The sequence below is a fragment of the Rahnella woolbedingensis genome, assembly GCF_003602095.1.
GTDB classification, from domain to species: domain Bacteria; phylum Pseudomonadota; class Gammaproteobacteria; order Enterobacterales; family Enterobacteriaceae; genus Rahnella; species Rahnella woolbedingensis.
In genome coordinates this window covers 1-13,520 of sequence record NZ_RAHH01000043.1, presented here as the reverse complement: position 1 = coordinate 13,520, position 13,520 = coordinate 1, and the positions used below count along the sequence as shown (strand labels likewise).

At 50.3% G+C, this 13,520-nt stretch carries 9 protein-coding genes and 1 pseudogene; 3 read left to right on the top strand and 7 right to left on the bottom strand.

The window, feature by feature from the left end:
• Entirely contained in the window at positions 1–1,077 is a 1,077-nt protein-coding gene (locus D6C13_RS23585; RefSeq protein ID WP_120135099.1) for a Gfo/Idh/MocA family protein, read from the top strand.
• 77 nt (positions 1,078–1,154) lie between these two features.
• On the top strand, positions 1,155–2,315 hold the full coding sequence (locus tag D6C13_RS23580) for an ROK family protein (RefSeq protein ID WP_167458074.1): 1,161 nt from the start codon (positions 1,155–1,157) through the stop codon (positions 2,313–2,315).
• A 74-nt stretch (positions 2,316–2,389) separates the two neighbouring features.
• On the opposite strand, the gene D6C13_RS23575 is transcribed toward D6C13_RS23580, so the two are convergent.
• The 6 genes and pseudogenes from D6C13_RS23575 to D6C13_RS23550 form a co-directional block, all read right to left on the bottom strand.
• On the bottom strand, positions 2,390–2,728 hold the full coding sequence (locus D6C13_RS23575; RefSeq protein ID WP_120135097.1) for a cupin domain-containing protein: 339 nt from the start codon (positions 2,726–2,728) through the stop codon (positions 2,390–2,392).
• Between the two features lie 869 nt (positions 2,729–3,597).
• Positions 3,598–4,302 (bottom strand): annotated as a pseudogene (locus tag D6C13_RS23570) (IS6 family transposase).
• 64 nt (positions 4,303–4,366) lie between these two features.
• Entirely contained in the window at positions 4,367–5,683 is a 1,317-nt protein-coding gene (locus D6C13_RS23565) for an NAD(P)/FAD-dependent oxidoreductase (RefSeq protein ID WP_120135096.1), read from the bottom strand.
• Positions 5,680–7,083 carry an FAD-dependent oxidoreductase gene (locus tag D6C13_RS23560; RefSeq protein WP_120135095.1) on the bottom strand — a complete coding sequence of 468 codons (1,404 nt, stop codon included), beginning with the start codon at positions 7,081–7,083 and terminating at the stop codon, positions 5,680–5,682. The genes D6C13_RS23565 and D6C13_RS23560 overlap by 4 nt, the downstream gene beginning before the upstream one ends.
• A gap of 20 nt (positions 7,084–7,103) precedes the next feature.
• Positions 7,104–8,576, bottom strand: a complete 1,473-nt coding sequence (locus D6C13_RS23555; RefSeq protein ID WP_120135094.1) for an aldehyde dehydrogenase family protein — start codon at positions 8,574–8,576, stop codon at positions 7,104–7,106.
• A 3-nt stretch (positions 8,577–8,579) separates the two neighbouring features.
• Entirely contained in the window at positions 8,580–9,767 is a 1,188-nt protein-coding gene (locus D6C13_RS23550) for an aromatic ring-hydroxylating oxygenase subunit alpha (protein WP_120135093.1), read from the bottom strand.
• 329 nt (positions 9,768–10,096) lie between these two features.
• Here D6C13_RS23550 and D6C13_RS23545 point away from each other — a divergent pair, with 329 nt between their 5' ends.
• Positions 10,097–11,779, top strand: coding sequence for a BCCT family transporter (locus D6C13_RS23545; protein WP_120135092.1), 1,683 nt, complete (start codon positions 10,097–10,099; stop codon positions 11,777–11,779).
• Here D6C13_RS23545 and D6C13_RS23540 read toward each other — a convergent pair.
• Positions 11,732–12,694: a LysR substrate-binding domain-containing protein gene (locus D6C13_RS23540; protein ID WP_120135091.1), complete on the bottom strand. Its 963-nt coding sequence runs from the start codon at positions 12,692–12,694 to the stop codon at positions 11,732–11,734. The genes D6C13_RS23545 and D6C13_RS23540 overlap by 48 nt on opposite strands.
• Between the last annotated feature and the right edge of the window lie 826 nt (positions 12,695–13,520).

Here is a 13,520-nt window from a genome sequence, read left to right as displayed (position 1 = left end):
ATGACTGTCCCTCGTATTGGTGTGGTTGGTGGTGGCGTTTATGGCACCGCGATGCTGAAGTGTTTCGCGGGTGCCCATCGTCAGGGGTTAGTGACTTTGGTTGCTCTGGCCGACCTCGATGAAAATGTACTGAAACGGCAGGGGGAAAACTTCGCCATTGCGGGTTATCAGCACTACCAGCAGATGTTTGCGGAGGCAGCATTAGATGCCGTTGCGGTGGCCACCCCGGACCATCTCCACGCCGAAGTTGTGCTGGCCGCTGCTGCCGCAGGCTTACATGTCCTGGCACAAAAACCGCTGGATACTGATGTGACGCGTGCGCGCAAGATGATTGATACCTGCGCTGAGCATAACGTGATGCTGTTTGTTGATTTCCATAAACGTTTTGATCCCGCACATCAGCGCCTGAAACAGGAGATCTCCGCCGGAAAACTAGGGCCAATTCAGTACGGCTATGTCTGCATGGAAGACAAAATTATCGTGCCGTCCGGGTGGTTACGCAAGTGGGCCGCCAGCAGCTCGCCGTCGTGGTTTATTGGCGTGCACTTCTATGATCTGGTGTGGTGGTTGCTGGACAGCCAGCCCGTCAGCGTGTTTGCGCAGGGACACAAAGGCAAGCTCACTTCGCTGGGGATCGATACCTGGGACAGCGTTTGTTCGCGAGTCACCTTTGCAAACGGTGCCACGTTCTCCTTTGATATCTCCTGGATCTTACCGGACAGCTTCCCCTCGATTGTCAATCAACAGATCCGTGTGGTGGGGCAGGAGGGGATTGCTGAAGTCGACAGCCAGGATCGGGGGATGTTTTGTGCCACCAGTGACAGCGCGGAGAGCCAGGTGATTAACGCCTTTGGTGCACAGGAGTATCAACACCCGGTGTGGGGACCACAGATGCAGGGTTATACCTTCAGTTCCATGCTCTATTTCCTCGAACTGATTGCGCTGCTCAAACGCGGTGAGGTCACACTTTCTCAGCTGCAGGGCAAATATCCGGATGGCGAAAGTGCGATGGCATCAACGCGCATTGGTGCCGCTATCGACCGCAGTTTGCAGCTTGGACAACCTGTTACGCTGTAAACTGGTAATGGCCGGATGAATGCGTTATATGTAGATTGCCTCAGCAGCAGGCAATCTACATCTTAATGGATAAGCGCATGTTTCCTGAACCGATTTTCCCTGACAGCCCAGCCATTGATGGCAATGACCCCCTGCGTTTGTTTCTGGCTATCCAGCAAGGCCATATCTCCTCACGTCGTGATGCTGTTGTGCGTTTTGGTATGCGCTCGACAACCGTCTCAGAGCATATCGCGGCATTAATCGAACAAGGGCTTGTCATTGAAAGCGCCACGCCTCGTCAAGGTCGTGGCCGTCCTTCTATCAGTCTGGTGGTCAATCCGCACCGAATAGTGGTGCTGGTCTTTAAAGTGGTGAGTCAATATTTGCAGGTGGTGTGCGTTAATCTCGCCGGGCAAATCCTGCAACAGGAGCAGATGCTGGCGCCGGCTGATGGCGATAATAGCGCTTTGCAGCTGATCTTTAAGCAACTCCATGCGAAGGTCAGACCCGCAATACCGGCGGGAGCATTGCTGGCCGGGATCAGTTTCTCTCTTCCGGGGCTGCTGGATCGGCAGAATGCCCGCTGGGTTTTCTGTGCACGCTGGCCACGAATGAAACAACTCGCGCTCGATGGTCTCTTTGCTGATGGCGAAACGCCGTTGGCCATCACCCGGACGATGGATGCGGAGCTTATCGCCCGTCAGGTCAGATCACCGGAAAGCACACTGTTGTTACACTGGGGTTATGGTGTCGGCATGGCGTTTGCCAAAAATGGTGTGCTGGCAGAAGGTGGCTATGGTTTTGGGGAAGTGGGGCACTGGCGAACTACTTTGCCAGAACAGAAATTGTGTTGCTGTGGTAACACTGGCTGCCTGGAAACTTGGACGGCACTCTGGGCTCTGGGGCCGGAACTGCTGCAGGATAAATTTAATCTTCAGGATGATGAGATCCGCAGTGCCAGTCTGTTTAAAACTCTGCCACTGACTACGTCCTCCACTATGCAACGCGCTGTTTCGTTAATGGGCGATGTAGTGGACAATCTCTGTCGTTTGTTCTTCCCGCAACGCATTATTATCTCTGGCCCTTTCATGGCCAATCCCGGGCTATGGGCACAATTTTATGACAACTTTATGCAACGTTGTCATTTCATCGATATGCCAGTCCCTGAGTTGATAGCCGGCCACCGCAGTCATGAATTTGAAATCTATGGTGCTGCACGAGGATTACTGGAGCAGGGGTTACTCCGCCTGATTCGCTAAAAAGAGGGGGTTGGGCAGTCCCAACCTCATATATTAATGGCGGATTTGCTCGAGTTCAGTTTCAGGCAGGCCAGTCATTTAGTGGATTTGGTCAGTTTGGCGATCAGATCTTGACGCGATGGCGTCCAGGCTGTCAGAACTTTCCCCGGGGCATCCGGGTGACAGACGATATTGTGTGAATGATTGGGCGGTATGCGGATTGCCTCTCCAGCACGAAGCGTGGTCACTTCGCCGTTACACATAAAATCCAGAACCCCACTCACCACGTAGTTCACCTCCTCATGTGGGTGCTGATGAATGCTCGCCACGGCCCCCGCAGGAAGGTCTAAATCCGCAACGGTCAGTTCATCGCTGGTGCTCAGAATATGGATTGCCACATCGCCAAATTGCAGAGTATTTTGTTGTTTAGTCATTATCTCATCTTCCTGTGGTTGTGCGTTGTGTTGTATGAAAGCGCTAAACGATCGCCACTCTAAAAATTATTTATCTACAAAGATCCATCATTTTCAATGTGTCGATTTCTGAATGGTTCTGCCCATTCAGCATTACAACACCCCATTGACACTATTCTCAGCGCGATAGCATTTGGTGTTCTACCTATATTTTTTAATTACTGCGCTAATAATATGCACGAAGTTAACCATTTTTAATTCACGCTCAGAAATATAAACCTTCGGAGGATCTATAAAAAACCTGAAACTCGTGCAATAAACCTTACAAGGGGAAAGAAAAAAATCAAAGTGTTATGTTTCAGGAGTTCCAAAAAAGAGGCAAAAGTCACATGAGGATTAAATTCGCTGAAATTTAAAATCAATTAAATTAAAACAGAAGCTACTTTACAGAAAAGCTGATGGAACAATTGAAATGTACTACGGAAGAAATTGAGCGGCACGATGCGGAAAGAATTTATCTGCTTCCTGGACTGGTGCATACGCTGGTATTGTAAGTATCCCGCATACTCGTACCATTCATATTTAGAGAACATACGGCAATCGAACTTCCGCTCCTCACTCTCCACTACGGCGGGTGTGTGCCCAGGCTGTGTTAAAACTGCTGATCACTTTTTTGCTCTAAGCAGTGGCTTTATATGAACAACCATTATTGATAAACCCATGCAGCAACCTACTTTATGTAACAAAATTAAAAGCATATGATTAGATATTGCGGGTATAGATTTGACTCACTACATTAAAGGTCAAGGCAGACATCAGGTGACGTTGCTCCCAGACAGGCACTGTTGCAAATATGAAGTTGGACAAGACTCCATCCTTATAATAAAGGCTTACATTTCAAAAACTCTGCTCACCAGACGCATCTCGCCCAGGGGATGACCAAAGTAAAATGATTCGGCCTGGCCGTTGCGCAGCGCGCACATCACTTCAATGCCCTTAATCGTGGCGTAAGCCGTCTTCATGGATTTAAATCCCTGCGTGACATTGATTATCCGTTTCAGCTTGCCGTGATCGCACTCAATCACGTTGTTCCGGTACTTTATCTGTCGATGCTCCACATCCGGCGGACATTCTCCTTCTAGCTTCAATAACGTCAGTGCCCGCCCGTATGTCGGGGCTTTATCGGTATTAATCAGCCGTGGAATTTGCCCGCGTTTCGTATTATTCAGGAGTTTCCCCATAAAACGGTATGCGGATTTACTGTTGCGGCGTGAGAAGAGATAAAAATCAACAGTACAGCCTCTGCTGTCGACTGCGCGGTACAGATAAGCCCATCTGCCGTTAATTTTTATATAAGTTTCATCCAGATGCCATGAGCTAAATCCGGAAGGTTGACGCCATTACCAGCGGAGACGTTTCTCCATTTCAGGGGCATAACGCTGAACCCAGCGGTAAAGCGTGGTGTGGTCGACGCTGACACCGCGTTCGGCCAGCATCTCCTGCAACGCACGATAACTGATACCGTATTTACAGTACCAGCGTACCGCTCACAGAATAATATCACGGCTGAAATGCCGACCCTTGAATACGTTCATGATTAGCCTCGCGGGTTAAAAAGACAGCAAATTTTGTCAGCGGTGCGAGCTTTGCAACAGTGCCCTATAGCTCGCTTCTGCTTTGCCATTTTGCAAAGCGGATTTTACTGCGCACGCCCAGGCCGAGAAAGGGCTCGGGCGGGTTAAGTGCAGGCATTCCCGTAACGGCCTGAATATCCGCTAACAGCGATGAATCCACACCCGCCGCCAGATCTGCCAGCAAAGTACCTGAAACCGTCCCCCAGGCTGCGCCGACGCCGTTATCACAGGCACAGGCATATACCCCGTCATCAAGCTGACCGAAGAAGTTGGTAAAATTGCGTGATATCGCATACGTTCCACCCCATGTGTGAGTGAGAGGCACCGCTTCCAGCTCCGGATAGCGGGCTAAAAATGCCTGCCGATGCTCCTGCTGGATTTTCTGGCGTAGGGAATTGCTCACACTGTGACCATACTGCGGGACATACTTATACGTATTGCGAACCATTATCCGCCCATCTATCGTCATTCGCAGGGTCGTCCCCGCATGATCGGCGGGTGTCAGCCCCCAGTTCAGTTGCCCGCCATAGCGATCTGTTTCCGTCTCGTTTAGGGGCCGGGTCCAACTGGCAAAGGTCATCACTGGCAACAGACGGTGCTTTAGCCAGCCAAATTCGCGGGTGAAAATACTGGTGCCCAGCAGCAGCGTCGGCGTACTGACGCTGCCATGATCGCCCTGTAACAGCCAGCGTTTACCCTCCCTGCTGAGTGAGCGAATCGGCGAGTTTTCAAAACGTTCAACGTTCTCCGGCAGGTTATCCGCCAGGCCACGCACCAGTGCTGCAGGCTGCATAAGGTAGCTGCCAGGGGTGTAAATAGCACGCTGGTAGTAGCTGGTGCCCAGTACAGCGGAGAGTGCTTTACCCTCAACGTTATGGCAGGGTTCACCCAACTCACGCATCAGTTGGGCAAAATGGTCGAGTCTGGCCTGCCCTCGACGACCCACTGCACCCTGATATTTCCCCGTTGCCGACCACTGACAGTCGATATTGTGCTGCTCTATCAGCGTTACCAGCAAGGAAATTGCGTAGCGGTTAAGGCGCAGAATTTTTTGTTTATGCTCGGGGTTGGGGTGTTCGAGAGCAAATTTATGCGGTAGATCGATAACAAAACCTGAGTTTCGTCCTGACGCGCCCTGGCCGACCTGTTGGGCGTCGATCAGCAAAATTCTGGCTGTGGGGGCATGGTGAGCAAGGCGACGAGCGATGGCTAAACCGGCAAAGCCTGCGCCCACCACCACAAAATCGGCTTTCTCATCCCCGTTAAGTCTCTTTTGTATCGCTGAAGGAGGGAGGGAAGCGTACCAGCCGCAACAGTTATCATCATTGGGTAAATGGATCATCTCTCTTCCTCAATATATTTCCGGGCACTGGTGTGGAGCACCGCGGTCATCCAGTCATTGCGCTGCTGCTGGATGCCTGCGCCAAACAGGGCGAAGCCGCTTAGCATGTCGTTATCGTCATAATGGAGCGCCATGATGCTGTTATCGTGATACTCGATCCGCCACTCACCTGGCAATAACGGCGTCGAGAAGCACAGCGGAGCGGTGGGGGTTTTGACGATCACCGGACAGGGGGTTAAATCGATCGGGGTCAGCGTGCCGGTAAGGCTGCGAACCAGGGCCGGTATCGCCTGATTGATCGGGGCGATATAAGGACGCCAGCCGCAGGGGTATTCCGCGCAATCACCGAGGGCGAAAATGGCCTCATCGTTTGTCTGTCCGTAGCGATTGACGCAAATCCCTTTTTGCACGTTAAGGTTGCATTGTTGCGCCAGTGCGACGTTCGGCCTCAGACCGGTGGCACTCAGCACCCTGTCGGTATGCAAAGTTTCGCCATTGCTCAAGGTTAACCGCCGGGAGCCGTCGATGCTCGTTGAGGCGTTGACGATGGTGGTATTAAGGTGCCAGGTCACGCCGATATCGCACAAGGCATTTTGCAATCCCACCCCCACAGGTTGAGGCAGAAATGTCGACATTGGCCAGCGCCCCAGACCAACGACCGTCACCTTAAAACCTGAAGTGGCTAAGTCGTGGGCAAATTCGCAGCCAATCAGACCGTCCCCAAGGATGGTGATGTGACTCTGCCCGGCAATATCCTGCCGAAAGCGGGCATAATCATGCAGATGATTAACGCTCAAAAAGGTGGGGGTGGCACCCGCAATCGCTGGGGTTATCGGCGATGCCCCGGTAGCCAGTACCAGACGGCCATAATCACAGGGGCCAATGCTGGTCTCCAGGCGCTGATTCTGCCTGTCAATATGTCGCACCTGAGTGTGGGGATAGAGGCGAATATTGAGCTTTTTTTCCCATTCGAGCGCCGTACTCTGGTGTAATTGAGTGGCCGTTTTTCCCGCCGCGAGCGCACAGGAGAGGGCAGGTTTGCTGTAGATTGCACCGCTATCTTCCGTGAAAATAGTGATCGGCAACGCCGGGTATTGTGCCCGTAGTGCTACGGCCAGGGAGTAACCACTATGACCACTGCCGATGATCACCACAGGTAATAGCTTGGTTTCCACTGCACTCGCTGTGCTATTCTGGAGGAGTGACGAGCAGGTAGCCGCCTGATCTTCGTTCATCTCGACCATCTCAAAATCAGCTTTGCCAACCAGGCATTCAGGGCATAACCAGTCATCCGGTACGGCTTCCCATGCGGTGCCTGGCGGAATGCCTTCGTCTGGCCACCCCTTTGCCTCGTCATAAATAAAGCCGCAAATCAGACAGAACCACTTTTTATTCGCCATGAGGATCTCCGGTAATTTCTTTAGTTTCCGCTGTGCTGACAACACGCTGGCGCACCGCTGACGGAGGCCGACCTCAGACGGATGGCGATATTTCGGGTATGGACATAACCGTAGATAGCCTCCTGCCCCTTCTCCCGCCCAAAACCGGAGAGCCCAACCCCACCGAAAGGTGTCTCGATGCCACCGGCAAACCACTCATTGACGAAGACCTGGCCACCCCTCAGTTGCCGGGCGACATTGAGCGTCTCATCCAGATTGTTGCCAAAGACCCCAGCGACCAGCCCAAAGACCGTGCCGTTGGCAATCTCAATCGCTTGCTGCGGTGATCTGAACGGCATAATGACCAGCACCGGACCGAAAACCTCCTCCTGAGCTATGCGCATTTGTGGGGTGGCCTCGATAACCGTCGGAGCCACAAAGTAGCCTGCTCTGTCAGGCGCATAGCCACCGGTCAGCACCTTTGCGCCTTCCGCTTTTGCCTGCTCAATGAATGCCAGTACCCGCAATTGCTGCTCCCGCGAAATCAACGGAGTGAGTTCTGCGATGGCATCGTTTGCTGTGCCAACCAGCAACGACGCCGCCAGAGAAACAACGGCAGCCTTCACTTCCTCATAGCGTGACTGATGAATAAGCAGTCTAGATAAGGCTGAGCAAACCTGTCCGGCGTTAAAAAAGATGCCGTTTCGGACGCTGGGCAGCAGGGTAGTTAGCCCGGCATCGGCCAGCACGATAGCAGCGGATTTGCCTCCCAGCTCCATCACTGTTGGAGTGGCTCTGGTTGCCGCATTGCGCAGGATGGATTGGCCAGTGGCGACAGAGCCGGTAAACACGATCTGATCGACCTCGGGGTGCTGGACAAGATGGCTGCCGACCTCTGAACCTTCGCCACACAGCAACTGGATGGCCCCTTCAGGGAAACCGGCCCGAATGATGGCTCCAGTCAACAGAGTCACGGCCAGTGGTGACAGTTCTGGTGACTTGATCACCACCGCATTGCCTGCGGCTAACGCAGGGGCCAGCGAACGGGCACAAATAGAGACCGGAAAATTCCACGGAACAATCTGTACTGACACGCCATAGGGAATATGCTGCGTGAAATCGAGGTAATCCTGCCCCAAAGGGATGGATGCGCCTTCCAGTTTATCGGCCATGCCTGCGTAGTATTCGAAATAGCGAGCGGCCTCCATGAATTCGTCATGAGCGTCCTGCAATCGTTTTCCATTTTCCTGGCTGCAAACCTGTGCGCCATGTTCCGCGACTTCGCGTATCTCCCGTGCCGCTTCCAGCAGCCAGCGGGCACGTTGTGCCGGGCGTACATCAGATAATGCCCCTGAACGGACACATGCTCTGGCGGCACTCATTGCATGATCCGCATCCTGCTTATCTGCCAGAGCGATGGTGGCGTAGGGTTCAGCACTGCCCGGATTGTAAATCGTCAGGCGACGGGAGGCATCACACCAGTGGTCAGCGATATAGTTGAGATAGTGTTCCATCACTTATGCCCTCAGCGCCTGTTTAACCCTGGAAGCCAACCACTTCTGGAAAAAGTGTGTCGGCACATCCATTTCAGGTGAGAAGACCCCGCCGTTAAAACCTGGTGAAGCGCGCCCCTGCTGCATACCTTCCACTGCGGAGATATCCTCACCGAAAACGACCCGCCAGGACTCCAGGGTAGCCTGACGGCAGGCTGCGTATTGTTCTGTCGTCGCTTCATCGCCAACGTAAAACAGTCGCAGATGTTCAATGCTCTTTTCTGCGCTAATCGGCTCTATCATCATCGCGAAGGCGTGATCGACCTGTATGCCCAGCAGCACATTGGGGAAGAGCGCGACATATTCGGCATGACGTGTTTTCTCCGCAGGCCAGTCTGGGAACTCGGGCAGATGAGTGCCTGCTGTTGCGGAGAGGTTGTAAGCGGTACTCCCCTGGCCGGCGAAGCGTTCGCTAAACATGATGTTGTAGTGATCTTCCAGCCGTGAGTAGCTATTGAGAGCCGGGTGGACCCAGGGCAGGTGATAGGCCTCGCAGTAATTTTCCACAGCGAGTTTCCAGTTGCTGTTGACCCCTATCTGCAGGCTGCCGCCACTCGCCACCTGACGTAACAGTGACAAACCTTGCTCACCGAGGAAAGCTTGCCAGCGTTGTTCCAGTGGGGCGATATGGTGGGAAAAGGCTTCGGCATCGCCAGAGAGATTAATAAACACCATGCCCATCCAGACGGCGGAGCGGAGTGGTTTTAAGCCATGCTTCTCACATTTGAAGCGTTCATCTTTGTGCTGACCAATCCCCCCGACATGGGGCGTGCCTTTTAAATTGCCATCAAGATCATAAGTCCAGGAGTGATAAGCGCAACGGAGTACCCCCTGAACAGGACCGCTTTCATGGACTAATTTCATTCCCCGGTGGCTACAGACATTATGGAAAACCTGAATCTCCCCGAGGCGGTTTTTCATTATTAACAATGGCAGGTGCATAAAGTCGACGGGCTTAACAAAACCATTGCTGGACAGGTCGGCACTGAAGCCGATACAGGTCCAGGTTTTACCCAGTACGTTATCGCGTTCAAAACAAAAATAATCTTTACTGGTGTAAGCATCATTAGGCATGCCGGTGGCATCATGGATCTCTGTTAATACTCGATCAACATATTCAACAGGAATAAGAGATTGCTTAACATTGTTCATCTATCGCTCTCCAGAAATAAAGTGTTGTTGGTCTTTGTCCTGCCCGCGAGTAGGGATGCTGGATAAAATAAGATTGTGTGTAACAATCTCGCAACAAACAAGCGACTTTTTGGCCAGCAACACATGAGAAAAACTCATCAAAAGAAAATAACGCACTAAATATTCACTGGTCGGGCTATTTATTGGTTGTTTGCATGACTTTTTGTCATGAATAAATGAGTATTTATCCGTTGAAATGAGCGGAATGGCTCTCTACCCTCAAATGGATTTAACAAAAAATAAACAAATAGACACGGCTATCCGTGATTTTTGAGGAGTGAGAAGCGCCTATGAGAGCGACATCCGGATTATTGAAGGGATTAAACCCAACAGTCACAATTGTTTCGAAAATACTGGTGATAAGTTTTGTTTTATTTTGCGCGATACTGGCTAATAAAACAGGTAAATACTTCGAAGATATTTCTAATGCACTTCTCTACAGCATGAAGTGGTTCTATATAGGTCTTGTTTCAGTAGTCCTTTTTTTCCTTTTTTATCTGATGGTTAGTCGTTATGGCCATATCAGACTGGGCAAAGATGATGAAAAGCCGGAGTTCAGCTATATATCCTGGGTCGCGATGCTCTTTTCTGGCGGTATGGGGATTGGCTTAATATTCTGGTCGGTTGCCGAGCCTATGTGGCACTACGCGGGTAATCCATTCTCCCCACCGCTCAGTGATGAATCAGCCAGTACGGCAATGCGCATGACCTTTTTCCACTGGGGACTGCATCCTTGGTCGGTATTTATTATTGTCGCTCTCGCACTTTCCTATTTTTCCTACCGAAAAAATCTGCCGCTAACCTTACGCTCGATCCTCTACCCCCTAATTGGTGACCGTATTTATGGCCCCATTGGTCATGTTGTCGATATTTTAACGGTCGCTGTCACGGCATTCGGGATTTCGCAAACCCTGGGCATGGGGGTCATTCAGATTAACTCTGGGTTAAATCAGGCGCTGGGTATTCATATTGGGCTGGGGGTTCAGTTACTGATTATTGTGGTGCTCTGCACGTTAGCTGTTTCATCAGTATTATCGGGGGTAGGGAAAGGGATCCGTCGGTTGTCTGAGTTAAACATGTTGCTCTCATTATTCATCGTTATGATCGTGCTCTGTGTCGGGCCAACCCGATATATTTTGAATACTTTCCTGGAGAGTTCCGGTGATTATATTCAAAATATAGTTGGTTTAAGCTTCTGGAGTGACACGCAAAAAGATTCTGGCTGGCAAAATACCTGGACTGCCTATTATTGGCCCTGGTGGATGACATGGGCTCCTTTTGTGGGCATGTTTATCGCCCGCATTTCTCGTGGGCGGACAATCCGGGAACTGATTGGGGGGGCATTGATTGTGCCAACGCTGATCACTTTTATCTGGATTGCTGTCTTTGGCGGCACAGCACTGAAAATTGAGCAGGACGCCCGCCATCATCATGAAACCAGTGTTGTGCAACAACAGACCACCCAGGCCGATACCCCGGCGTTTAGTGGTGGGCCAATTCTGCTGGCCACTAAAAAAGATACTACCCGGGCGCTGTTTGCCCTGTTTGATAACTTACCTTACTCATCATTGAGTGGCGTGCTAAGCATCCTGGCTTGTGTGTTATTAGGCACTTACTTTATTACTTCTGCAGATTCCGGGACCTTAGTGCTTTGTATTCTGGATGCCGGAGGACATAGTGAACCGCCGTCCTTTATCAGAGTTCTGTGGGGGATCATCATTGCTGTCCTTGCCGCTGTTCTGCTGTATGCCGGAGGGCTGCATGTGATGCAAACCGCATCAATTATTGCCGGTTTCCCGGTCGCGATCTTCATTATGCTAATGACATTAACTCTATTCCACTCCATTCGTCGAGAGCCGCTGCCGTGGATGATGTTGCCTCAACATGTCCGTCCTGAGCCGGAAGCCATGGATGGCCCGGTTAGCTCATTGCACAACATGAAACCAGTACTGATGCAGAAGAAAAAAGAGTAGTGCGACACTCACCGTCGCAGGACGTTGATTTAGCAGCCATTCGCGGAATAGTCTGACACTGGCAGTGACTCGGCCAGTGTCAGTTGCTTCCAGCATCGAAAAATAGGAAGTGGTTCTTAACGTCTGGTTTACCGGGCGGATCAGGGCACCAGATTCCAGATAATTTTCAGAGAGTTCACCCCACGCTAATGCGACGCCCTGACCATTGATTGCAGCCTGCAGCAGCATCGGGTAGTTGTTGATATTCAGACGGTTTTTAGGGGTAAATTGCGGAAGGTGAACAGCAGTAAACCACTGTTCCCAGCTTAACCAGTCGGTATGAGAATCCTCGAGAAAAAGTAATGTTTTACTAAAAATCTCTTCCGGTGACGATAGCGGGCCAACCTTTTGCAGGTAATCCGGGCTGCAAACCGGAAATACGACCTCAGAGAACAGCGCGGAAGCTTGCATATTTTCAGGAGGGGTTCGGCAATAGAATAAATTGAAATCACACTCCTGTTGGCGTAAATCCTGAATACTGTCGGAAGCCATAATACGCAAATCAATCTCCTCATGCTCATTCTGAAAGCTGGCAATCCGGGGCAATAGCCATAATGCCGCCATTGCACTGGTGGTGGAGACTGTGACTTTATTCTCGCCTTGCCATTTTTTTACCTCTCCTGTTGCACTGGCAATATCGACCAGCGCCATGTTAATAGCCTTACGATATTGCAACCCGGTCATCGTCAATTGAATATTTCGATTGATACGGCTGAACAGGGCAGAACCCAGGAAATCTTCCAGATGGCGAATTTGCCGACTAATAGCGCCTTGCGTGACATTTAACTCATGAGCCGCCAGCGTAAAACTAAGGTGGCGGGAAGCGGCTTCAAATGCAACCAAACTATTTAACGGGGGTAAGGGAGTGATTTTCATTTTTTTAAAAATTTCCGGAGTTCAGTATTCTTAATACTACAGGAGAATGCTTTATTATTTTTGGTCAATTAATTAGATATGTGATCGTTGTTGTTAAAATTATTTTTAATAAAACCAGTGGCTGGGACGAATGCAGACAATTGAAGTGTGAAGTATGATGAGTGTCTATTAGTTAACGGTCATGGCGCTTAATCCTTTAATGACTCTTGCTTATGGTGATTATGTATAAAGATAAGTGGATAAAGGGACATAATTGCTAGTGATTCACAACTCTTTGTGATTATTCTTAATTATTTAAAACCAGAACCTTGCTTAGGGGCGCGTCCACTTTATGTGGGTAAGATCACAGTTCGTCCCTGTTGGGCTCCGCTTGGAATACGGAAAACAAACCACGCTAAGGCTACTTTTTAACCAATGCGCTCTTGCCTGTTCCTTGAATTGCGGCGCTACTACGTTTTTGTGTCCGAAATCGAACCTTTTAGTACAGGCATCTAATAGTAGTCATGGGGGGTTCGAAGCCCAATGGAACGGAACGTACGCTAAGAGCGTAACCTTCTGTATTGTCAGTTTTAAGTACACATCAAGCTGACGTCAGGATAAACAAAAAAACCTGTCAGATTAAGGTTTTTTCCTAATTTCCTGACACATCAAGAAGAATGTCTATGAACTAATCTAACACTATCGTTCAAAAAATACACTTAGCGTACATTTTCTCACGAATGGGATTCAAACCCCTGTATCGACAATCAGAAACATTTAAAATAAACGTTTTCGCTCATAACTAATTGCCATTATTGATATTTAAAATGGATAATTTAATTTATTA